This is a genomic window from Stenotrophomonas sp. P5_A9 (assembly GCF_056400525.1).
In genome coordinates, this window is record NZ_JBFULC010000021.1 from 24,778 (window position 1) to 47,044 (window position 22,267).

General features: G+C 65.6%; 19 protein-coding genes and 1 pseudogene. 8 read left to right on the forward strand and 12 right to left on the reverse strand.

What is annotated here, in order from left to right; genetic code table 11:
- Positions 1 to 24 precede the first annotated feature (24 nt).
- Genes AC1DR7_RS08870 through AC1DR7_RS08885 form a run of 4 tightly spaced genes read left to right on the forward strand, consistent with a single transcriptional unit; the run spans position 25 to position 3,577 of the window.
- Positions 25 to 1,242, forward strand: coding sequence for a nucleoside permease (locus AC1DR7_RS08870; RefSeq protein ID WP_457319218.1), 1,218 nt, complete (start codon positions 25 to 27; stop codon positions 1,240 to 1,242).
- Between the two features lie 12 nt (positions 1,243 to 1,254).
- Positions 1,255 to 2,379, forward strand: coding sequence for a Gfo/Idh/MocA family protein (locus tag AC1DR7_RS08875; RefSeq protein ID WP_457319217.1), 1,125 nt, complete (start codon positions 1,255 to 1,257; stop codon positions 2,377 to 2,379).
- Positions 2,380 to 2,398: 19 nt separating this feature from the next.
- A complete protein-coding gene (locus AC1DR7_RS08880) occupies positions 2,399 to 3,262 on the forward strand; it encodes a sugar phosphate isomerase/epimerase family protein (RefSeq protein ID WP_478050914.1) in 864 nt (287 codons plus the stop codon).
- Between the two features lie 18 nt (positions 3,263 to 3,280).
- Positions 3,281 to 3,577, forward strand: a complete 297-nt coding sequence (locus tag AC1DR7_RS08885; RefSeq protein WP_457319215.1) for a c-type cytochrome — start codon at positions 3,281 to 3,283, stop codon at positions 3,575 to 3,577.
- Between the two features lie 30 nt (positions 3,578 to 3,607).
- Here AC1DR7_RS08885 and AC1DR7_RS08890 read toward each other — a convergent pair whose 3' ends face one another.
- The 5 genes from AC1DR7_RS08890 to AC1DR7_RS08910 form a co-directional block, all read right to left on the reverse strand.
- Positions 3,608 to 4,366, reverse strand: a complete 759-nt coding sequence (locus AC1DR7_RS08890; protein WP_457319214.1) for a 3-keto-disaccharide hydrolase — start codon at positions 4,364 to 4,366, stop codon at positions 3,608 to 3,610.
- Positions 4,366 to 4,941, reverse strand: a complete 576-nt coding sequence (locus tag AC1DR7_RS08895) for a gluconate 2-dehydrogenase subunit 3 family protein (RefSeq protein WP_457319213.1) — start codon at positions 4,939 to 4,941, stop codon at positions 4,366 to 4,368. Before AC1DR7_RS08895 ends, AC1DR7_RS08890 begins: the two co-directional genes overlap by 1 nt.
- Positions 4,941 to 6,626, reverse strand: coding sequence for a GMC oxidoreductase (locus AC1DR7_RS08900; RefSeq protein ID WP_478076449.1), 1,686 nt, complete (start codon positions 6,624 to 6,626; stop codon positions 4,941 to 4,943). Before AC1DR7_RS08900 ends, AC1DR7_RS08895 begins: the two co-directional genes overlap by 1 nt.
- 30 nt (positions 6,627 to 6,656) lie before the next feature.
- A complete protein-coding gene (locus AC1DR7_RS08905; protein ID WP_457319211.1) occupies positions 6,657 to 7,553 on the reverse strand; it encodes a hydroxypyruvate isomerase family protein in 897 nt (298 codons plus the stop codon).
- 748 nt (positions 7,554 to 8,301) lie between these two features.
- Positions 8,302 to 9,270, reverse strand: a complete 969-nt coding sequence (locus AC1DR7_RS08910; protein ID WP_478050915.1) for an alpha/beta fold hydrolase — start codon at positions 9,268 to 9,270, stop codon at positions 8,302 to 8,304.
- Positions 9,271 to 9,356: 86 nt separating this feature from the next.
- Between AC1DR7_RS08910 and AC1DR7_RS08915 the strand changes: the two genes are divergently transcribed.
- The gene (locus AC1DR7_RS08915; RefSeq protein WP_457321581.1) at positions 9,357 to 9,956 is read left to right on the forward strand and encodes a CGNR zinc finger domain-containing protein; all 600 of its coding nucleotides are present in this window, start codon (positions 9,357 to 9,359) and stop codon (positions 9,954 to 9,956) included.
- Between the two features lie 96 nt (positions 9,957 to 10,052).
- On the opposite strand, the pseudogene AC1DR7_RS08920 reads toward AC1DR7_RS08915, so the two are convergent.
- Together AC1DR7_RS08920 and AC1DR7_RS08925 are read right to left on the reverse strand one after the other, a co-directional pair.
- Positions 10,053 to 10,372: pseudogene (locus tag AC1DR7_RS08920) on the reverse strand (IS3 family transposase); the annotation flags it as partial.
- Positions 10,373 to 10,596: 224 nt separating this feature from the next.
- Positions 10,597 to 11,163 (reverse strand): single-stranded DNA-binding protein, encoded by a 567-nt coding sequence (locus tag AC1DR7_RS08925; RefSeq protein ID WP_478050916.1) that lies wholly within the window; start codon positions 11,161 to 11,163, stop codon positions 10,597 to 10,599.
- A gap of 308 nt (positions 11,164 to 11,471) precedes the next feature.
- Between AC1DR7_RS08925 and AC1DR7_RS08930 the strand changes: the two genes are divergently transcribed.
- On the forward strand, positions 11,472 to 12,503 hold the full coding sequence (locus AC1DR7_RS08930; RefSeq protein ID WP_256776396.1) for a LacI family DNA-binding transcriptional regulator: 1,032 nt from the start codon (positions 11,472 to 11,474) through the stop codon (positions 12,501 to 12,503).
- 6 nt (positions 12,504 to 12,509) lie between these two features.
- On the opposite strand, the gene AC1DR7_RS08935 is transcribed toward AC1DR7_RS08930, so the two are convergent.
- A complete protein-coding gene (locus AC1DR7_RS08935) occupies positions 12,510 to 12,830 on the reverse strand; it encodes a hypothetical protein (protein ID WP_457319487.1) in 321 nt (106 codons plus the stop codon).
- A gap of 167 nt (positions 12,831 to 12,997) precedes the next feature.
- Here AC1DR7_RS08935 and AC1DR7_RS08940 point away from each other — a divergent pair, with 167 nt between their 5' ends.
- On the forward strand, positions 12,998 to 13,891 hold the full coding sequence (locus AC1DR7_RS08940) for an ABC transporter ATP-binding protein (protein WP_478076450.1): 894 nt from the start codon (positions 12,998 to 13,000) through the stop codon (positions 13,889 to 13,891).
- Positions 13,892 to 13,904: 13 nt separating this feature from the next.
- On the forward strand, positions 13,905 to 17,483 hold the full coding sequence (locus AC1DR7_RS08945) for an ABC transporter permease/M1 family aminopeptidase (RefSeq protein ID WP_457319489.1): 3,579 nt from the start codon (positions 13,905 to 13,907) through the stop codon (positions 17,481 to 17,483).
- Between the two features lie 69 nt (positions 17,484 to 17,552).
- Here AC1DR7_RS08945 and AC1DR7_RS08950 read toward each other — a convergent pair whose 3' ends face one another.
- From AC1DR7_RS08950 to AC1DR7_RS08965, 4 genes are all read right to left on the reverse strand, one after another.
- The gene (locus AC1DR7_RS08950) at positions 17,553 to 19,625 is read right to left on the reverse strand and encodes an ATP-binding protein (RefSeq protein ID WP_478050917.1); all 2,073 of its coding nucleotides are present in this window, start codon (positions 19,623 to 19,625) and stop codon (positions 17,553 to 17,555) included.
- A complete protein-coding gene (locus tag AC1DR7_RS08955; RefSeq protein WP_256776401.1) occupies positions 19,615 to 21,114 on the reverse strand; it encodes a DUF7125 family protein in 1,500 nt (499 codons plus the stop codon). The genes AC1DR7_RS08950 and AC1DR7_RS08955 overlap by 11 nt, the downstream gene beginning before the upstream one ends.
- A gap of 121 nt (positions 21,115 to 21,235) precedes the next feature.
- Positions 21,236 to 21,616 carry an SseB family protein gene (locus AC1DR7_RS08960; RefSeq protein ID WP_457318656.1) on the reverse strand — a complete coding sequence of 127 codons (381 nt, stop codon included), beginning with the start codon at positions 21,614 to 21,616 and terminating at the stop codon, positions 21,236 to 21,238.
- Positions 21,617 to 21,697: 81 nt separating this feature from the next.
- The gene (locus tag AC1DR7_RS08965) at positions 21,698 to 22,189 is read right to left on the reverse strand and encodes a GNAT family N-acetyltransferase (protein WP_256776403.1); all 492 of its coding nucleotides are present in this window, start codon (positions 22,187 to 22,189) and stop codon (positions 21,698 to 21,700) included.
- Positions 22,190 to 22,267: the final 78 nt, after the last annotated feature.

A 22,267-nucleotide genomic window follows, 5' to 3' on the forward strand; every position in this document is an offset into this window, starting at 1 on the left:
CATCACTGCCTGGGAGGGCAAGCCATGAGGCACACCATGTCGCGCTTGGGCGCGATGATGTTTCTGCAGTTCTTCATCTGGGGCGCGTGGTTCGTGACCCTGGGAACGTACCTGGTGCAGGGGCCGTTGCAGGCCACTGCGAGCCAGGTGGCGACGGCCTTCCTCAGCCAGTCCATCGGCGCCATCGTCGCGCCGTTCCTGGTCGGCCTGATCGCCGACCGCTACTTCGCGGCGCAGCGCATTCTCGCGGTGCTGCATCTGGCCGGCGCGGTGCTGATGTGGCTGGCGTCCACGGCAACCGACTTCCGCATGTTCTTCGCCTGCGTCATGGGCTACATGCTGCTGTTCATGCCGACGCTGGCATTGGCCAACAGCGTGGCGATGCGGCACATGCAATCGCCTGAGAAACAGTTCCCGCTGGTGCGGGTGGCCGGCAGCGTCGGCTGGATCGTGGCGGGCGTGCTGATCGGCTGGCTGGGCTGGGAACAGGCACACCGGCTGGAGCTGACGTTCCAGATGGCCGCGATGGCGTCGCTGGCCCTGGGCCTGTATGCCTTCACCCTGCCGCACACGCCGCCGCTGGCGCAACAGCGCGATGCCGGTCTCGGGCAGATCCTGGGGCTGGATTCGCTGCGACTGCTGAAGTCGCGCGCCTACCTGGTCTTCTTCCTTTCCTCCATCGCCATCTGCGTCCCGCTGGCGTTCTACTACAACTTCACCAATCCGTATCTCAACGATCTGGGCGTACGCAGCGCCGCCGGCCTGCAATCGCTGGGCCAGGTGTCCGAGGTCCTGCTGATGCTGGCCATGCCGTTCCTGTTCGTGCGGCTGGGGGTCAAGACCATGCTGGCGGTGGGCATGGCCGCGTGGGTGGTGCGCTACGTCCTGTTCGCCTTTGGCGATGCGGGCGGCGGTTTCTCCCTGCTGGTGATCGGCATCGTGCTGCATGGCATCTGCTACGACTTCTTTTTCGTCACCGGGCAGATCTACACCGATGCGCATGCCGGCCCTGCCGCACGCAGCAGCGCGCAGGGCTTCATCACCCTGGCCACTTACGGCGTTGGCATGCTGATCGGCACGTTCCTGTCCGGCGCGGTGGTGGAGCACTACACCACGGCGGCGGGCCCGGACTGGCAGAAGATCTGGCTGTTCCCGGCAGGTGTCGCGCTGGTCGTGTTGGTCGCCTTCCTGCTGCTCTTCCGCGACCGGCCGGTGGTCGCGGTCGCCCCTTCCACCCCCTGAGGACCGCACCCGATGCCCAAGCTTGGAATTGCCATCGTCGGTACCGGCATGATCGGCGCCGTACATCGCCGCGCGGCGCTGCTGGCCGGTGCGGAGATCCGTGGCGTGGCCGCCTCGTCACCGCAACGCGCACGCGACGTGGCGCAGGCGTGGGGTGTTGCGCATGCCTATCGGGACATCGAAGAGGTGGTCGCCGATCCACAGGTGCAGGTGGTGCACGTCTGCACGCCCAACCATCTGCACCGCGCCATGGCGCAGGCGGCACTGGAAGCCGGCAAGCACGTGGTCTGCGAAAAGCCGCTGGCGACGACGCTGGAAGACGCCCAGGCCCTGGCTGCACTGGCCGCCTCGAACGGGCTGGTCGCCACGGTGCCCTTCGTCTACCGCTACCACCCGGTGGTGCGCGAGGCACGAGCACGCATCGCGCAGGGCGAACTGGGGCCGCTGCACCTCATCCACGGCAGCTACCTGCAGGACTGGCTGCTGGACCCGGCCAGCAACAACTGGCGCGTGGACCCGGCGCTGGGCGGCGCGTCGCGCGTGTTCGCCGACATCGGCTCGCATTGGTGCGACCTGGTGGAATGGGTCAGCGGCGAGCGTTTCGTCGACGTCAGCGCGGCCTTCGCCACCGTGATCGCCGAGCGCAGCACCGACACCGGGCAGAGCTTCACCACAGCGGCGGCCGGTGGCGCGATGCAGGCGGTTGCGAGCGAGGACGTGGCGGCGGCGATGTTCCGCACTGGCGCCGGCACATTGGCATCGTTGACGGTCAGCCAGGTATCGGCCGGGCGTCGTAATCGCCTCTGGTTCGAGATCGACGGTGCCAGGGCCAGCGTGGCATTCAACCAGGAAGACGCCGAGCGGCTGTGGATCGGCCTGCCCGACCAGCGCGAGGAAGTCTTCGTCCGTGGGCCGGGCGCCGGCAGTGCCGAGCAACGCCGGCTGTCGGTGTTGCCCGCCGGGCATGCGCAGGGCTACGGCCAGTGTTTCGAGGCGTTTGTCGCCGACACCTATCGCGCCATCGAAGGTGAGCACCCGCAGGGCCTGCCCACCTTCGAAGACGGCGTGCGCTCGGCGCTGATCGTCGACCGCGTCATTGCATCGGCCAGGACACGCGCCTGGACCACCATCGGCTGAATCCCGGGAGACCCTCTTGATGAACACCTCTGTTCGCGGAACTGCAATTCTCGCCCTGCTGCTCGCTGCCCTGCCCGCCTTCGCGCACGACGTCGTCGCCCCGCGAGCGCCCATCGCGGTGCAGATGTACTCGTTGCGCAACGCCGGCTCGCTGGACCAGCAGCTGAAGATCGTCCATGACGCGGGCGTGGGTGCGGTGGAAACGGTGGGCACGCAGGGCGTCAGCGCCGCCGAACTCAAGCAGCTGCTGGACCGATACGCGATCAAGGCGATTTCGTCGCACGTGCCCCTGGCCGAGCTGCGCAAGGACCTGGCCGGCGTGGTGGCCTTCAACCGGTCGATCGGCAACACCACGCTGGTGGTGCCTTACCTGGACGCGAAAGATCGGCCGACGGACGCCGCGGGCTGGACCGCACTGGGCCAGGAACTGGGCCGGATCTCCAAACAGGTACGGGGCGAGGGCATGCGCCTGGCCTACCACAATCACGACTTCGAGCTGGTCGACTTCAATGGCAGGACCGGTCTGGACCTGTTGTTCGCCGCCGCCGGGTCTGACCTGCAGACCGAGCTGGATCTTGCCTGGGTGGCGCGCGCCGGCTACGACCCGGCGGTGATGCTGGGCAAGTTCCGCGGCCGGCTGTTCGCAGTGCATGCCAAGGACAATGCGCCCAAAGGCCAGGCCGAAGACGAAGGCGGTTTCGCCGCGGTCGGTCAGGGCGTGCTCGACTGGAACGCGATCCTGCCCGCCGCAGCGGATGCCGGCGTGCAGTGGTACATCATCGAGCACGACCAACCCCGTGATCCTGCCAAGGTCATCAAGACCGGTGCCGATTACCTGCGCGAACACCTGACCGTCAGCCCGCCCGCCCGCGCACCGCGCTAGCCCGCAAAGGAGCCCTGCTTGAAAACGACCCTGACACTGACGCTGGCCCTTTGGGCGGTAACGCATGCGCCATCGGCGTGGTCCAAGGACGACCCGGCTGCGGGCGCGACGCTGTATGCGGCCCACTGCACGGCCTGCCACGGCGCGGATCGCGCGGGCATGCCCGGCGCATTCCCCGCGCTCACCGACATCGGCAAGCGGATGACGCCTGTGCAGATCAAGGAGAAGATCAGCAAGGGCGGCGGGTTGATGCCGCCCTTCTCCCACTTGTCAAAGCAGGAGATCGATGACATCGCCAGTTTCCTGGCGAAGTAGCAGGCCGGCGTTGGCGCCGGCCCTGCGCCGTCAGAGTTCGCGTACCCAGATGTTGCGGTAGCTGACCTTGGCATCGTGTTCCTGCAGGTAGAGCGGCGCGCACCCATGCGGCGCGTACGACGGTGCGCCGATGTACTCGGTCCTGCCCGAGATGACGGTGTCGTCCTGCACCAGCACGCCGTTGTGCAGCACGGTGATGCGGGCCGGTGAGGTGAGTCCGCCGCCTGCCGAGAATCGCGGCGCCCTCCAGACGATGTCGTAAGCCTGCCACTGCCCCGGCGCACGCGAGGCATTCACCCGTGGCATGGCCTGCTTGTAGATCGAGCCGGCCTGGCCGTTGGCGTAGGTCGGGTTGTTGTAGCTGTCCAGCACCTGCAGCTCGTACAGTTCCTGCAGGAAGATGCCGCTGTTGCCCCGGTTCTGACCGTCGAATCCCTTCGTCTCGGTGGGCGTGCGCCACTCGACATGCAGTTGGATGTCGCAGAAGCGCTGCCGGGTGCGGATGCCCTTGCTGCCCGGAACCACTGTGAGTGCGCCATTGGCTACACGCCAAGGTACGCGTCCGCCCTGCTCCGACTCCCAGGCGGAGACATCGTCGCCGTCGAACAGCACGATCGCGTCGGAGGGCGCCCTCCCTTGAGGCGTGGACACGACTGCAGGCACGGGCGTCCACACCTCGGTCTTCGCTGGATCGCGCGCGGGATCGGTCTCGGCCTGTGCAAACACGGAGGCCGTGGCCAGCAGGCCAGCTGCAACCTGGAGAAGCCTGATCAACGTGTTGCGGTTCATCAGCTGGTCCCCCAGGCGGGCGTGCCAGGCACATAGGGCAGGTCGCCGTCGTAGCGGCCCGGTACTGCGACGTAGCGCAGCACGTCGGTCGCGCCGACCTTCGAGGTGAAGAAGCCGAAGATGGCGAGCTGCTTGATCATGGTGAAGTAATGCGGCATCGCTTCTCCTTCCGCGGCGGTGCCGGTCTCGGTCACGTCGACCGCGTGTTTCCTGGCCTCTGCATCCAGCGCGCGCAGGAGCTCGGCACGGGACTGCGGCGCGAGCGACGCGAACCGGCCGCCAGCGCGCTTGTCGATATCGGCCAGCCCTGCGCGGAACGTCGCCTGCTGCCGGGGCGTGTAGCAGTCGGCAACGAACCGCGCCATGAACAGACCGGCACCGGCGTCCTTCGCCCCCGGCGTTGCCGTGCGCGGCAGGATGGTCTCGGCGATTTCATCCAACGTGCCCACATCGGCGTCGGAGAAAGGCGTCTTCGCCCCTGCGGCGGGCGCCTGTCCCTGGACGAGCGCGGGCAGGCCGACCATGGCCGCGCCGGTGGCGGCGACGATCATCTTCAGGAGTTCGCGGCGATCCATCAGAGGTTCCCCGCTTTCAGTTCGCGCACGGCATGGTCGGCGGCCCGCGCCGTCAGCGCCATGTAGGTCAGCGAAGGATTCACGCAGGCGCTGGAGGTCATGCAGGCACCGTCGGTCACATAGACATTGGGCGCATCCCAGACCTGGTTGTGCTGGTTGAGCACCGAGTTGCTGCGATCACGCCCCATGCGCGCGGTCCCCATTTCGTGGATGCCTTTGCCCGGCGCGTAGTCGTTGTCGTGCATTTCCACGTCCCTGACACCGGCGGCCTCCAGCATCTCGGCAGCATCGGCGGCCATGTCCTTGCGCATAGCCTTCTCGTTGTCGCGCATGGACACGTCCATCGCCAATACCGGCAGGCCCCACTTGTCCTTGCGCTCGGCGTCCAAGCGGATCGTATTGTCGTGGTGCGGCAGCATTTCGCCGAAGCCGGTCATGCCGATGCGCCAGTCACCGGGAACGGTCAACGCCTCCTTCAGGTCGACACCGATGTTGAGCTCGGCGATCTCGCGTGACCACCCGTTACGGCTGGCACCGCCCTGGTAACCGAACCCGCGCAGGTAGCCGCGCTTGTCCGCAGCGACGTTGCGGAAACGCGGAATGTAGAAGCCGCAGGGACGACGGCCGAAGTAGTACTTGTCTTCATACCCGTCGACCCGGCCGGAGGCGCCCGCGCCGAAGTGATGGTCCATCACGTTGTGCCCAAGCTCGCCGGACGAGGAGCCCAGCCCACCGTCCCAGACATCGGTCGCCGAGTTCATCAGCAGCCAGGTCGAATTGAAGGACGACGCATTGAGGAAGATGACCTTGGCCGTGTACTGGTAGGTCTGGCCGGTCTCGGCGTCGATGACTTCCACGCCGCGCGCACGCTTGCGGTCCTTGTCATAGAGCACGTCCTTGACGATCGAAAACGGCCGCAATGTGAGGTTGCCGGTCTTCATGGCCGCCGGCASCGTCGCCGACTGGGTCGAGAAATAGGCACCAAAGGGGCAGCCCAGGATGCACTTGTTGCGGTACTGGCAATTGACCCGGCCCTGTTCGGGCATGGGCTGGGTGATGTTGGCGGTGCGCGAGTGGATCATATGCCGCGTTCCGCCAAAGGCTTTCCGGATCCTCGCGGCCACATCCTTCTCGACGATATTCAGCGGGATCGGCGGCAGGAACTCGCCATCGGGCAGCACATCCAGCCCCTCCCGGGTACCGGCAATGCCCGCGAACTTCTCCACATGGTCGTACCAGGGTGCGATGTCGGCATACCGGATCGGCCAATCGGTGGCGATGCCGTCCTTGAGGTTCGCCTCGAAATCCAGGTCGGAGAAACGATAGCTCTGCCGCCCCCACATCAGCGAGCGACCGCCGACGTGATAACCGCGGAACCAGTCGAACCGCTTGGTTTCGATGTACGGCGATTCCTTTTCGTTGGCCCACATTCCCTCGAGGTTCTCGGCAAGCGCGTAGTCGCGCATCAACACCGGGTAGTCGGCCTTCATCGCTTGGGTTGGCCGGTTGCGGTGTGGAAAATCCCACGGCTCCTTCATCGCGTTGACGTAGTCCTTGACGTGCTCGATGTTGCGTCCGCGTTCCAGCATCAGGACCTTGAGGCCTTTCTCGGTCAGTTCCTTTGCCGCCCAACCGCCACTGATGCCGGAGCCAACGACGATAGCGTCGTAGTGATTGTCTGCCATGGGTTCTACTTCACCTTGGTGGATAGCGTTTCAGACGTCGCAGAGGCGGATCGCCTCGCGCAGCGAGCCGACGGGATCCGGCGCCGCAGGCATGAATTCCTGCGCCAGATAGCCATCGAAACCGGTGTCGCGGATCGCGCGACAGATGGCGGGATAGTGGAGCTCCTGTTGATCTCCGATCTCGTGCCGGCCAGGCACGCCTGCGGTGTGGTAGTGCTTGAAGCACGCGTGATGCTTGCCAATGGTGGCGATGATGTCGCCCTCCATGATCTGCATGTGGTAGATGTCGTACAACAGACCAAAATGATCCGAGCCGAGCCGTTGGCACAGCTCCACGCCCCATGCGGTGTGGTCGCACAGGTAGTCGGGATGATCGACCTTGGAGTTCAGCAGCTCCATCACCAGCACGACGCCGCGCTTCTCGGCGTGCCCAAGGATGCGTTTGAGCCCTGCCTCGGCATGGGCCATGCCCTCCTGGGGGTCCATGCGGTTGCGGTTGCCGGAGAAGCAGATGAGGTTGCGGTAGCCGGCATCGGCCACCAGGTCGATGTGCTGCGTGTAGCGCTCGACCAGCTCCTCGTGGAACTCGCGGCCGGCAAAGCCCTTGGTCAGGCCCAGCTCTGCGCCGTTGCACATCGCGCTGTCCACGCCATGGGCCTTCAGCGTGGGCCAGTCCGCCGGCCCCACCAGATCGATGGCGGCGAACCCGATGGCCTTCACCGTCTGGCAGAGCTGGGCAATCGATTGCTGCGGGAACGTCCAGCGGGCGACGGAGTGCTTCAGGTTGCCCTTGAGCGGCGCGGTGGCTGCGAACGCAGGCAAAACGCCCGCAACCCCCAAGCCAACGCTCCCGATCACCGCCATGCGCAGCGCATGGCGCCGTGTGAGCCCCGGGGCTGGGCCTGGTCCGATCAAATGGATAGGCATCCACTTTCCGGCCTCCCAACCGGTATGACACGCTGACGATTCGATTTAATGCAATCGATTGCACCATAGAGGAGCGCGTCTTTTTTTTGCAAGACGCAGTGCACTAAAACCCATGCTGCAGAGCACAAAGCCCACGGACGTTTGGCTCGACCTTAGGGCTTACGTCGGTATCGTTGAGCGCTGGGAGAAGCCGACCAACGGTCGGCTCTACGGGTGTGCGTACGGTCTTCCCGCGCACACAAATCCGGTTTCAAGGTCGCCTGCGTTGCCCGAGCCGTTGATCGATCTGCGTTGACCGAGCCGTTGATCGATCTGCGTTGCTCCCTGTGAACAGGCGAAGACCCACAAAAAATCCCCGTAAGAACGGGGATTTTCTTGAAGCTCTGCCGGGACGTACCGGTGCGTTTTGCTTGAAAGGGTTGTGCCTACCAAAAAGGTAAACAACTGCCACCTGCGCTGGCATGCAATGCACCCAGCGTACTACTGCCTCGCGAGTGTCAACAACTTCGCCTACCAGATAAACTTATTGACATCCTTGCCCCCTATCCACTGGGAACACCCGCAATAGCTGGAAGCCAAATCGCACCCTTCCCCTCTGCTGGCATACGACCCAACGAGACGCGTTCGACGCCACCTTTCCAACTCTGGACGGGACGGTCGGATTGACTCAATCATCTGGATCGTCGTGCAGCGGCCGGAACGTTTTGGGTTTGTTGGGGATTCTGCCTGCCGGCGCGTTTCCTGTTGTTCAAGGACCCGACTGCGCTCCGCTTCGGTGCGTGCCAACCCTCCGATCCAGAAACTCCCGGATTACCGGAATGATCTCGTCCGCATGCGTCTCCAGCGCGAAGTGCCCGGTATCGAAAAAGTGGATTTCGGCATCGGGAATGTCGCGCTTCCACGCCTCTGCACCGGCGGGCAGGAAGTACGGATCGTTTCGCCCCCACACGGCAAGCAGCGGCGGCCGATGCGTCCGGAAGTAGGCCTGGAACGCGGGGTAAAGCCGCACATTGGAGGCGTAGTCCAGCAGCAGGTCCAGCTGGATATCCGCGTTGCCGGGCCTGGATACATGCAGCCCCTCAAGGGTGTAGCCATCCGGCGCCACCAGGCTGGGGTCGCGCACGCCTTCCAGGTACTGCCATTTGATCGCAGCGGCCGTGGGGAACTCAGCCAGGGCAGCGCGGTTCTGCGCACTGGGATCGTTCCAGTAGGCGCGGATCGGATCCCACCCTTTCGCCAGGCCGTCCTCGTACGCGTTGCCGTTCTGCGAGATCAGGGCGGTGATCCGCTCTGGATTCGCGCTGGCAAGACGCCATACCACCGGGGCGCCGTAGTCGTGCACTACCAGCGCGTAACGCTCCAGCTTCAGCTGCTCGGTGAAGCGCTGCAGGGTCGCGGCCAGGGTGTCGAAGGTGTAGTCATACGCGCCACGCGCAGGTGCCTCGGTGTAACCGAAGGAGGGCAGGTCCGGGGCGATGACGTGGTACTTGTCCGACAGCGCCTCGATGACGTCCCGGTACATGTACGACGACGCCGCGAACCCATGCAGCAGGAGCACGGTGGGGCCCGAACGGGGGCCGGCCTCCCGATAGAACACCTTGACCTCGCCCACCTGTTCGTAGCGGTACTGGACTTGGGCGTGCGCGGTGGCGGTGGCGGTGGCGGCGAGCAGGGCAGCCGTCGCGCCGAATCGGGCGAGCGTACTCGAAGGAGTCATGAGCGTTTTATGTAACCACATTGGAGTTGATTTGAAGGTTACGCACGGCAGTGGTAACCTGTCAACAACATTTAAAGGGGTTACGAATGATCGACTCAGCTCCATCCCCCGCGCTGTTCGTGGCCAATGATCTGGCGCTCGACTTCATCAACTCGGCCTACGGCCCCAGTACGGCCATGGTGGACGTGTTTCAGGGCGACCAGGCGGCAGTCGACTGGCTGGCCGCGGCGGGCGTCCTGGACGCAGGCGCGGTCCCCATTCCGAAGGGCGTGGCGGCGCTGGCGGCCGCCCTGCGCGACGAAGCACGCGAACTGCTGGCGGCTGCACGGGCAGGTCGACCGTTCCAGGCACCGGTGGTGAACAGGGTGCTGGAGGCTGGCCGACCGATCGTTCAACTGCAGTCGTCCACTGACGGTGCAGGCCCTTGCGTGGTCGAACGGCGCCGCGATGACAGCGCAGAAAGCCTGCTGGAGCCCATCGCAGTGGCGCTGAGCCGGCTCCTCGCCGGTGGCGACCTGCAGCACGTACGCGAGTGTGAAGCGCATGACTGCACACTGCTGTTCCATGACACGACCAAGTCGCGAAAGCGCCGTTGGTGCAGCATGGCGCTGTGCGGGAACCGGATGAAAGTGGCGGCGTTCCGGTCTCGCAAACTGAATCCCCCCGGGTTCGGTGGAGGCCAGTAGGTTTACGTCAGGCCACCACCGCGGCGGCTTGACTGGCTAGTTGCCGATAGTAGTTTGCCTCGGCTTCGGCAGGCCGGATATAGCCGATGGGTTCCAGCTGTCACTGATGGTCGTGCGCACGGTCTTGCCTGGCCTCACACCTTGCAATCCAAGGCGGCGCATCAGTCCCTCGACGGTACAACGCGCCACCGCCGTTCCCTCGCGAGCCAGTTGACGCCAGACCTTCACCGCGCCGTGGACTTGCATGTTGGACTGCCAGACACGCTCGATCTGAGGAGCGAGGAGGTCGTCGCCGTGCGCACGCGAACAGCGCTGTTGCGGATCGCGCCGAAGCGCCGCATACCGTCGATACCCAGACGGGAAATCTGCAGGATCTTGCAGATCGGCTCGCCCCCGAACGCATCCCGATGCGTATCAAAAAGAGCGGAAATGCTTCCCGATCTGGAAGCACCGGGGAGCGTTCACCGGACGCGAACAGACCAAGCCGAACACGGAATTCTGGTGCCATCGTTTACATCCTCTACAAATGGAAGATGGAAACGAGATCAGCACATGGGAGAGCCGCGGCCGCAAATAGCAGAAACCCCGGTAAGTACAGGTACTTACCGGGGCCTTGTCTACATAATTCTGCAGCTAAAAATCAGAACGGAATATCGTCGTCAGCGAAGTCGTCCATCGGCGGCGCCGACTGCGCCGGTGCCTGCTGCGGACGCTGCTGGCCATAACCGCCACCCTGCCCGCCCTGGCGCTGACCGCCGCCACCACCGCCGCCGCCGCCGTACTCCTGGCGCGGGGCTTGCTGGCGCTGCGGACGCTCGCCGCCACCGTAGTTGCCACCGCCGGCAGCAGCACCGCCACCGCCGCCGCCTTCACCGCGGCCGCCCAGCATCTGCATTTCGTCGGCGATGATGTCGGTGGAGTACTTCTCCACACCGTCCTGGCCGGTGTACTTGTCGTAGCGCAGGCTGCCTTCGACGTAGACCGAGCTGCCCTTGCGCAGGTACTCACCGGCGATTTCGCCGAGCTTGCCGAAGAACACCACGCGGTGCCATTCGGTACGCTCCTGCTGGTTGCCATCCTTGTCCTTGCGGACGCTGGTGGTGGCCAGGCTGATGCGGGTGATCGCCATGCCGCCTTGGGTGTACTTCACGTCCGGGTCGTTGCCGAGGTTGCCGACCAGGATGACTTTGTTGATGCCGCGCGCCATAGGGTTGCTCTTCCGTTGTCCGAGGGCAGGCCGCAGTCATATCACAGCCCAAGGCGGGGTGCAGATACGCGGGGCTGCCCCAGGTGAAATGGGGGGGTCCAGAAGGCACCATCTTACCATCGCCGCCGTCCCCGGCCCTGTGGGGATTCCGCCCGGAACCGACCAGATTCCCCCGCACGCCAAGGGCGGCAAGGGCGCTGACGGGTTCCACAGGCCGCTGGCGTAATCCCGCCATCGCCCGCCGGCCGGGCCACGGCCTTGCCGCGCATGGCATCATGCAGATCGTCGTCCCCCGCCGTACCCCAGCAATGACCATCCGAGGCAAAGCCACTTCCCTGGACATCGCCCACCTGGCCGGGGTGTCGCAGCCGACCGTCTCGCGCGCCCTGCGCGGCAGCCCGATGGTCAACCCCGAAACCCGCGAGCGCATCCTGCGCATCGCCCGGGAGCTGAACTACAAGGTCGACAAGAACGCCTCCAGCCTGCGCCTGCGCAATGCCGGCACGCTGGCGCTGCTGTTCTTCGAGGACCCGACCAACGACGACTCGCTGATCAACCCGTTCTTCCACGCCATGCTCGGCTCGATCACCCGCGCCTGCGCGCTGCGCGGCTACGACCTGCTGGTGTCATTCCAGCAGCTGTCCACCGACTGGCAGGCCGATTACGAAGACAGCAACAAGGCCGACGGGATCATCCTGCTCGGCTACGGCGATTACCACGAGTCGCGCGAGCGGCTGCAGCGGCTGGTCGAGCAAGGCACCCATTTCGTGCGCTGGGGCGCGGCCCTGCCCGACCAGCCCGGGGTGTCGATCGGCAGCGACAACTTCCAGGGTGGCTTCGATATCACCGCGCACCTGCTGGACCAGGGCTGCCGGCGGATTGCCTTCATCGGCCATGCGTCCAGCCATTACCCGGAATTCGAGGAGCGCTATCGCGGCCATGTCGCGGCGATGGCCGCGCGCGGGATCACCGCCGAGCCCGGCCTGCAGCACGATGCGATCACCACCGAGCAGGACGGCTTCGATGCCTGCCACGCGTTGCTGGCACGCGGCGAGCAGGTGGACGGGGTGTTCGCGGCCAGCGACCTGATCGCGATCGGCGCCATGCGGGCGTTGCGTGAGCAGGGCCTGCGCATCCCGCAGGACGTGGCGCTGGCCGGCTTCGACGACATTCCGCTGGCGGCCTCGGTGTCGCCCACGCTCACCACCGTGCAGCAGGACACCAAGCAGGCCGGGCAGCTGCTGGTGGAGAAGCTGCTGGCGCTGATCAACGGCGAGGCGGTGGACGGGCAGACCATCGCGGTGAAGCAGGTGCTGCGGGAATCGTCACGGCGCGGTTGAGCGGGTTCAAGCAGGTGGTTTGCTCCAGCCAAACCAGCGGCTGAAGTTCAGAAAGCTACATACCCCCATCGAAGCAGCCGGCCAGATCGCGGCAAGCATGCCCCATACCCAGCGTCGTCTGCCTTGAGCTTGTGCGGCGTTCGCAAGGTGCCAGGCCACACCCAGGTTCACCAGCCATGTCAACGCAAGGGCAAGCCCTTCGCCGTCGTAGCCCATATGAGAAAACGCCATGCCTACGGCGGCGCCTCCCAATACACCCAGAAGCCACATGACAGCCGCGATATCGAGGTGGCGCTTGCCCAGCGACGAGGATGAGAGGGCGGTCATGGGATGGGCGTTGGCTGGGAAGTCCGTGCCGATCGTAGCCCGGGATTGTCGCTCTGTGCCATACAGCATCCCCCCACTCGCCCACCCATCCATGACTTACGGCGGATGCAGCGTCCTCCCTTTGCGCCCATAACTCGCTCTTCAACACAGGGAAAGGTGTCCGCCCCATGCTGCAGATCCGCTCGCTGTCCAAGACCTACGCCAACGGCGTGCACGCGCTCAACGGGGTGACGCTCGATATCCCGCGCGGCATGTTCGGCCTGCTCGGCCCCAATGGCGCGGGCAAGTCCTCGCTGATGCGGACCCTGTCCACGTTGCAGGAGGCCGACAGTGGCAGCGTGACCCTGGAGATTCCCGGCGAGCCGGCCATCGACGTGCTGCGCGACAAGGATGCGGTGCGGCGCCGGCTGGGCTACCTGCCGCAGGACTTCGGGGTGTATCCCAAGGTGAGCGCGCTGGATCTGCTGGAGCACTTCGCCGTGCTCAAGGGCCTCACCCACAAGGGGCAGCGCCGCGAGGTGGTGGACGGGCTGCTGCAGCAGGTGAACCTGTGGGACGCACGCAAGCGCAAGCTGGGCACCTACTCGGGCGGCATGCGCCAGCGCTTCGGCATCGCCCAGGCGCTGCTGGGTGATCCCCGCCTGGTGATCGTGGATGAACCCACCGCCGGCCTGGACCCGGAAGAGCGCAACCGCTTCCTCAACCTGCTGGCCGCCATCGGCGAGAACGTCGCGGTGATCCTGTCCACCCATATCGTGGAAGATGTCACCGACCTGTGCCCGAGCATGGCCATCATGAACAAGGGGCAGGTGCTGCTGACCGGCAAGCCCAGCGATGCGATCGAGGCGCTGYACCAGCAGGTCTGGCGCAAGCAGGTGGATACCGCCGAACTGGCCGGCTATGAAGCCAACCATGTGGTGCTGTCGACGCGGCTGGTCGGCGGGCGTCCGGTGATCCACGTGCACAGCGCCACCAACCCCGGCGATGGCTTCCAGGCGGTCGCCCCTGACCTTGAAGATGTCTATTTCCAGCGGCTGCGCCTGCAGTCGCGCGCTGCCTGACCGGAGCGCGCCCATGATCACTGCCTTCTTCCGCTTCGAGCTGCGCGAGCAGCTGCGCTCTCCCCTGTTCTGGCTGTTGTCGCTGCTGTTCGCCGCGCTGGCCTTCGCCGCGGCCTCCACCGATGCGGTGCAGATCGGCGGTGGCACCGGCAATGTGCACAGCAACGCGCCGATTGTGATTGCCCGCTTCATGGGCGTGTTCACCATATTCGGCATGCTGGTATCCACCCTGTTCGTCAGCAATGCACTGCTGCGCGATTTCGAGCTGGGTACCGCCGAGCTGATCTTCGCCAGCCCGGTCAAACGCCGCGACTACCTGGCCGGGCGCATCCTGGCCGCGCTGTGCGCCGGCCTGCTGTTCTATCTGATCATCGCCGCGGGCCTGTTCCTGGCCCCGTTCATGCCCTGGGTGGACCCGGCGCGGATGGGGCCGGTCTCGCTGCGGGGCTACGCGTGGACGTTCGCCTTCATCGTCCTGCCCAACCTGGTGTTCACCACCGCACTGCTGGCGATGCTGGCCGCGCTGACCCGCTCGATCCTGTGGGTATACATCGGCCTGGTCGGCTACTTCGTGCTGTACGGGGTGAGCGCCTCGTTGCTGCGCGACATCGACAACACCTGGATCGCCACGCTGGCCGAGCCGATGGGCATGCGTGCCGTCGGGCGCACCGTGCGCTACTGGGCGGCCGAACAGAGCAACACCCAGCTGCCGCAGGTGGCCGGTTACCTGTTGGCCAATCGCGCGCTGTGGCTGGGCGTTGCCGCCGCCTTGTTCACGGCGACCTTCGCGCTGTTCCGCACCGAGCGCAGTGGCAGCGGGCGGCGTCGCTGGGGGCGCAAGCCTGCCGCGCCGACGCCTGCGACCGTGCGCCCCACGCAATGGGGGGTACCGCGCATCCGCCCCACCTTCGGTGCGGTCACCGGATGGCAGCAGTACCTGCGTCAGGTCCGCTTCGATACCACCGGCGTGCTGCGCAGCGTGCCGTTCCTGGTGCTGCTGCTACTGGGCCTGGCCAACTTCATTCCCGGCGCGCTGACGCAGGAATCGCTGTACGGCACGCCGATCTATCCGGTCACCGCCGAAATGCTGGCCTTGCTGCAGGGCGCGTACAGCTGGCTGCTGGTGATCATCGTGCTGTTCTACGCCGGCGAGCTGGTGTGGAAGGAACGCACCGCGCGGCTCAATGAAGTCAACGATGCGATGCCGGTGCCCAACTGGGTGCCGCTGCTGGCCAAGTTCACCGTGCTGGTGGTGGTGATCGCCTGCTTCCAGGCGGTGGGCGCGGCGGTGTCGATGCTGCTGCAGCTGGGCCAGGGCTACACGCGGCTGGAGCCGCTGGTGTACCTGCAGACGCTGGCGCTGGGCTCGGTGTTTTACGTGCTGATGGGCGGCATGGCGCTGGTGCTGCAGGTGCTGACCAACAACAAGTTTGCCGGCTACGCGCTGCTGATCGTGGTGATGATCGGCCAGGTCGCGCTCGGCCTGCTGGACTACACCCAGAACCTGTACAACTTCGGCAACTGGCCCAATGCGCCGTATTCGGACATGAACGGCTTCGGCCACTTCCTGGTCGGGCAGCTGGCGTTCCAGAGTTACTGGGCGCTGCTGCTGGCCGCGTTGCTGTGCCTGGCGTCGGCGTTCTGGGTACGCGGGGTCGGAACGGGCCTGCGCCAGCGCATCACCCTGGCCCGCCGTCGCCTGCGCGGCCCGGCCGGTGTGGGCGCGGCGCTGGCCATGGTGGGCTTCGTGGCGGTCGGCGGCTGGCTGTACTGGAACACCAACATCCGCAACGAATTCCTGTCGCCGGACCAGCAGCGCGACCTGCAGGCGCGTTACGAGCGTGAGCTGTCCAAGTACCGCGACCTGCCGCAGCCGCGCATCGTCGCGGTGGACAACCGGGTCGACCTGCATCCGGAAACCCGGTCGGTCACCCTCGATGCCGACTGGACCGTGCGCAACACCCACGCCACCCCCATCACCGACATCCATATCGCGATGGGCGACGACCGGCAGCTCGTTGCCGTGGACCTGGGCGGGCAGACGCTGGGTTTCCATGATGTCGATCTGGGCTACCGCATCTACCACTTGAACAACCCATTGCAGCCGGGCGAAGAGCGCCGCGTGCACTTCCGCGTGGACCAGCACCCCGATGGCATCACCGCCGGGCAGGCCCCCACCGACGTGGTCGAAAACGGCAGCTTCTTCAACAGCCGCATGCTGCCCTCGTTCGGCTACGAAGACGCCGCGCAGCTGGAAGACCGCAACGAGCGCCGCAAGCGCGGGTTGGGCGAACCGACCCGCATGCCCAAGCTGGAAGATGAAACGGCGCGTGCCAACACCTACATCTCCGACGACGCGGACTGGCTCGATTTCCGCACCACGATCTGCACCGCGCCGGACCAGATCGCGCTGGCACCGGGCTACCTGCAGGAGGAGAAGACGATCAATGGCCGGCGCTGCTTCCGCTATGCCATGGACCGGCCGATGCTCAACTTCTACGCGTACCTGTCCGCGCGTTGGCAGGTCAAGCGCGGCATGTACAAGGACATCCCGATCGAGGTGTATTTCGATCCGCGCCACGGCTACAACGTGGACCGCATGATCGAGGCAGTGCAGAAGTCGCTGGCCTACTACGAGGCCAATTTCACCCCGTACCAGCACCGCCAGGTGCGCATCATCGAATTCCCGGGGTACCAGAGCTTCGCGCAGTCCTTCGCCAATACCATCCCCTACTCCGAATCGATCGGCTTCATTGCCGATCTGCGTGATCCGGAGAAGATCGACTACGTGTTCTACGTGACCGCCCATGAGATCGCGCACCAATGGTGGGCGCACCAGGTGATCGGTGCCAACGTGCAGGGCGCGACGATGCTGTCCGAGTCGCTGGCGCAGTACTCGGCATTGATGGTGATGGAGAAGGCCTACGGTCGCCAGCACATGCGGCAGTTCCTCAAGACCGAACTGGACCGCTACCTGTCCGGCCGCGGTGGCGAACGCATCGAAGAGCTGCCGCTGGAGCGTGTGGAGAACCAGCAGTACATCCACTACGAGAAGGGCTCGCTGGTGTTCTACCGCCTGCGCGAAGAGATCGGCGAGGACGCCTTGAACCGCGCGCTCAAGCGTTTCCTGCAGGACAAGGGTTACCAGCAGCCGCCGTACACCACCTCGCGCGAATTGCTGGACTACATCCGTGCCGAGACCCCGGCGGACCGCCAGGCATTGGTGACCGATCTGTTCGAGAAGATCACCCTGTACGACAACCGCCTGCTGGAGGCGAAGGCGCGCAAGCGCGATGACGGCAAGTACGAGGTCACCCTCACGCTGCACGCCGAGAAGCGCTATGCCGACGGCGGCGGCAAGGAAACGCCCGGAAGGATGGACGACTGGGTCGACGTGGGCGTGTTCGCCAACGCGCCGTCGGGCAAGGAGCGCGACCAGAAGGTGCTGTACCTGAAGCGCCACCACATCACCACCGAGTCCCCGACGGTCACCGTGGTGGTGGATGGCAAGCCGGATGAGGCCGGTTTCGATCCGTACAACAAGTTGATCGACCGGGTCAGCGATGACAATCGGCGCAAGGTGAGTCTGTAGGGCCGAGCCGTGCTCGGCCGCACACCCAAGGCAACGGGCCTGCGTCACGCAGGCCCTGCACCGACAGGCTCAGCCTGCGGCGGACACCTGCGCCTCGGCCATCGACTGCAGCACCGCCTCGCTGAACTCGTCAAGCAGGAACGGCTTGGCGATCATCGCCATGCCGGTTTCCAGGAACGCCGAACGTTCCTGCGCCTTCTCCGCGTAGCCGGTCATGAACAACACCGGCAGACCCGGTCGGGATTGCCGCGCGATCTCCGCCAGCTGGCGCCCGTTGAGGCCGGGCAGGCCAACGTCGGTGACCAGCAGGTCGATGCGTCGCGACGAGGCCAGGATGGGGATGGCGCCGTCGGCATCGCCGACCACTTCCACCCGATAACCCAGGTCTTCCAGCACCACGGTGACCAGCATCCGCACCTGGGCGTCGTCTTCAACCACCAGGATGGACTGACCCGACCCCAGCGACACCGTCGGGGTGCTGGCGGCGGGCACCGGCTCGATCGCTGGCTCCACCAGTGGGATATACAGTGAAATGGTAGTGCCCTGCCCGGGCAGGGAATCGATGGCGATGTGGCCGCCGGACTGCTGCATGAAGCCGTACACCATCGACATGCCCAGCCCGGTGCCCTTGCCGATCGGCTTGGTGGTGAAGAACGGCTCGAACGCACGTTCGACCACTTCCGGGGGCATGCCGCTACCGGTATCGGCTACGGCCACCACGGCGTAGTCGCCCGCCGGGATGGTGGCCGACTCGCCCTCGCCCATCGTCACCGAGGAGGTGCGCAGTTCCAGTTCACCACCGCCCGGCATCGCATCGCGTGCATTGATGGCCAGGTTCAACAGGGCGCTTTCAAACTGGTTGGTATCCAGCGCAGCATGCAGCGGGGCGGCGGCGAGGCGGGTATGGACGCGGACGGTTTCGCCCAGGGTGCTGCGCAGCAAGTGCTCGATCGAGCCGACCAGTGCATTGAGTTCCACCGGCCGGGAATCCAGCGACTGGCGGCGCGAGAACGCAAGCAGCCGCTGGGTAAGGCTGGCGGCGCGTTGACTGGAAGCGGTGGCAGTATCCAGGAAGCGCTCCAGGTCATCCACCCGGCCCATTTCCAGCCGCATCCGCACGATGTCCAGCGCGGACAGGATGCCGGTAAGCATGTTGTTGAAATCGTGCGCGATGCCGCCGGTGAGTTGCCCRATGGCTTCCATTTTCTGCGCCTGGCGCAGCGCGGCCTCGCTGGCCTCGCGCGCGGCCATCTGCGCTTCCAGTTCGCGGGTGCGCTCGGCCACCATCACTTCCAGGTCCTGGGCGTGCTGCTGGCTGGTCTCCAGCGCCATCTTGGAGGCGGTGATGTCGGTGACGAAGACGTGGAAACCGTCGGCCACGCCGTCGGCGACAAACCGCGGGGAGTAACGCACTTCGCTGTCGCGCCGCGACCCATCGCGTCGCGGCCAGCTGACCTCGAACACCACTTCCTCGCCCTGCAGCGCGCGCGCCATCGCCGCATTGCGGCTGTCGGACACATCGATGCCCACCACCTCGCTGACATGCCTGCCGATCACCTCGCCGACCGGCAGATCGAACCAGGTTTCATAGGCGCGGTTGGCGAACCGGTAGTGCAGGGAGCGGTCGACGAAGGCGATGAGCACCGGCATCGCATCGGCGATCAGCCGCAGCTCCGATTCACTGCGCACCAGCGCGACCCGGCTGTCGGCCAGCGCCTGCATCTGGTCGCGCACCAGGTACTGCTTCTCGCGCGCGCGCAACGCGCCCTGCACCGAACTCAGCAGCGAAATACTGCCCAGCGGACGGTCCAGCTCGACCACGTTCATCGACTGCGGCAGCAGCCCGTCCACCGGCGAACGCCGATGGGCACGTGGCGAACGCAGCAGGATGAAGGGCAGGTCCGACCAGGCTTCCTGTGCCGACAGCGGCGCGAGCAGCATGTCCGCGCCGGTCGCCACTGCTTCTTCAGTGATCAGCACCACGCCGGCACGCTGGTCGAGCGCCTCGGCCAGCGCGGTCAGGTTGGTGTGGATGCAGGTGACCAGGCCCGCACTGTGCAGCACTGCGGCAATGCTCTGGGCGTCGCGCCCGAACGGCGCGACAATGTGGACGATACTGGTTGCGCCTTCGTCATCCGGCATACGGGTGGCCCAGCAGTTCCGCGCTGTCGCCAACAAATTCCGGAGTGCCGGTGAGGATGCCCCTGAACTCCTTCAACGGACCGCTCAACGCCAGGCCGCGGCCATCGATCTTGAGCTCGCGGATGGTGTCTTCGTGCGCGCCACCGCGGTTCTTGATGACCGAAATCGCCTTGCGAATGCGCCCCTGCGCCTCGAAGAAGCGGAACAGGATCACTGCATCGGCGATGTAGGACACATTGATGCTTCCCGTGGACATGGTGCCGACCAGGCCGTGCTGAGGATTCACCATGAAGGTGACTACGCCCTTCTGGTTGAGATAGGACAACATCTCATGCAACTGCAGCATCAGCTGCTTTTCCTGCGGCATGGCCGCCACGTAGCCATTAAGGCTGTCGATCAGCAGGACGCTGCAGCCGCGCTCCTCGACCGCCTTCTGGATGTTCCAGGAGAACTCGCCGGGCGAGATGTCGGCCGGGTCGATCTGCATGATTTCCAGGCGCCCGGACGCCAGATGCGCGTGCAGGTCGATATCCAGCGCCTTGGCCCGGTTCAGCAGGGTACCGACGCGCTCGTCGAACTCGAAGATGCAGCACTTCTCGCCGCGCTCGCACGCGGCCCAGATGTACTGCAGCGCCACGTTGGTTTTACCGCTGCCGGCCGGGCCGGTGAGTAGAGTGCAGGTGCCGCGCAGGGGACCGCCGCCGAGCAGGTTGTCGATCTCGTCCACGCCGCTGCCGATCGGGGTGCCTTGGAAATAATCATGATGCTGGTTGGCGATCAGGCGCGGGAACACCTCCAGCCCGCCCTCGCGGATGACCATGTCGTGGTAGCCGGCGACGAAGTCCACACCGCGCAGCTTCTGTACCTGCAGGCGGCGACGCGCCGGACCGAAGTCCAGGGTCAGCCGCTCCAGCGAGATCACGCCATGGCACAGGCTGTGCAACTGGCCGTCGCGGTCCTCACCGGTGGAGGTGAGGTCATCGACCAGGAACACGGTGGCGCTCTTGGGCGCGAAGAACTGCTTCAACGCCAGGATCTGGCGGCGGTAACGCAGCGAATCCTGGGCCAGCAGCCGCAACTCGGACAGCGAATCGAACACCACGCGATTGGGCCGGATGCGGTCCACTTCGCCCAGGATCAGGTTGACGGTTTCATCCAGCTCCACTTCCCACGAATGCAGGACCGACTGCAGGCGTCCGTTGCCCAGCGCGTCCTCGGCCGAGCCGAGTTCGAACAGGTGCAGGCCCTCCAGCGACCAGCCATGCGCGGTGGCAACCTCGCGCAGTTCCTCGGCCGTCTCGGACAGGGTGATATACAGGCAGCGCTCACCGCGCTGCAGCCCTTCGAGCAGGAACTGCAGCGACAGCGTGGTCTTGCCCGAACCGGGCGGTCCCTCCAGCAGGTACAGCCGCCCCTGCGGGAAGCCGCCACGGAGGATCTGATCCAGGCCCTGGATGCCGGTGGTGATGCGTGCGGATTGTGTCTGCATAGGTTCGCCAGTTTCGACGGGGCGAGTCTAGCAACCGCTTCTGTGTAGAAATTGTGTGATCAGCTTCGCTAACTGAAATCGCATTAAGCAAGGTGTGGGCGATGTAAAAACGCGCGGCGGCCTACGCAAAATCCTTGAGGATCTCGCCGATGCCGGCGGCCGAAAGCTCCAACCCCAGGCGCGTGCCGGGATTGACCACCACCCCGTAGCCACCGGGCACCCGCTTGAGCACCTCGAGCATCTGCATGCGGATCGTGTGCGGGGCCTGCTGGGCATGGAAGCCGACGCGCGACATGTGGGTGAATACGGCCACGTGCAGCACGCCCTGCTTGTCGAACAGGAGCGGGTCGAAGCCGCTGCCGTCGGGGGTGACCAGGCTGCCGGTAAGCAGCACCACCTCGGAGGCGACGAACGCCTTCATGAACGGCCCGATCGGCAGTTGGCCGTCCATCGCGGTCTGCAGCAGGGCTTCGATCGGGGTCTGCGGGGGGAGTTCGGTCATGGCGGACGGGCAGCAGGGGGTGACGCATTGTACCGTTGCGGCGGTGGGCGGCCGGCCGCCAGGGGGCCTGCGCGGTAGCCCTCAGCCCGGGTCCCCGATCAGGAACCGATGGAAGGTCGGGTCATCACTGGCCAGTTCGATGGCACGCATGCCCATGCGAGGCAGCGCGCGCGTCCAGTAGGCGTACGCGGCGCCGTCGCCACGGAACACCGCGAGCAGCCATTGGCCCCCATCGGGGCGCACCAGGGCGGTGACGACATGCGCGGCCAGCCCCTGGCGACGGTGCCTGGGCAGCACGAAGAGGTCGGCCAGTTCAGGGCATCGGCGCCCGTCCTGCTCCACCTGGTCCACCAGTACGAACCCGGCAAGCGCATCGTCGACGAACAACAGCCGGGCCCAGGCCGGATCAGCGCGGACCGACGCCCGGACGTCGTTGAGGTCGCAGTCAAACAGGCCGTCTGCGCGTACGTCCTCGCCACTCCAGGCAGACGCTTCAAAGTAGTAGAACTGCATCAGGTGGAACAGACGCTCGGCATCGTCCGGCGTTGCGGGGCGCAGGGAAAATTGGGACATGTAGACAGTGCTCGGCGAGGACCGCAGCATGCGGTCGCGGTGCCGAGTGTAGTGCCCGGCCCACCGCAACGCGGCGGA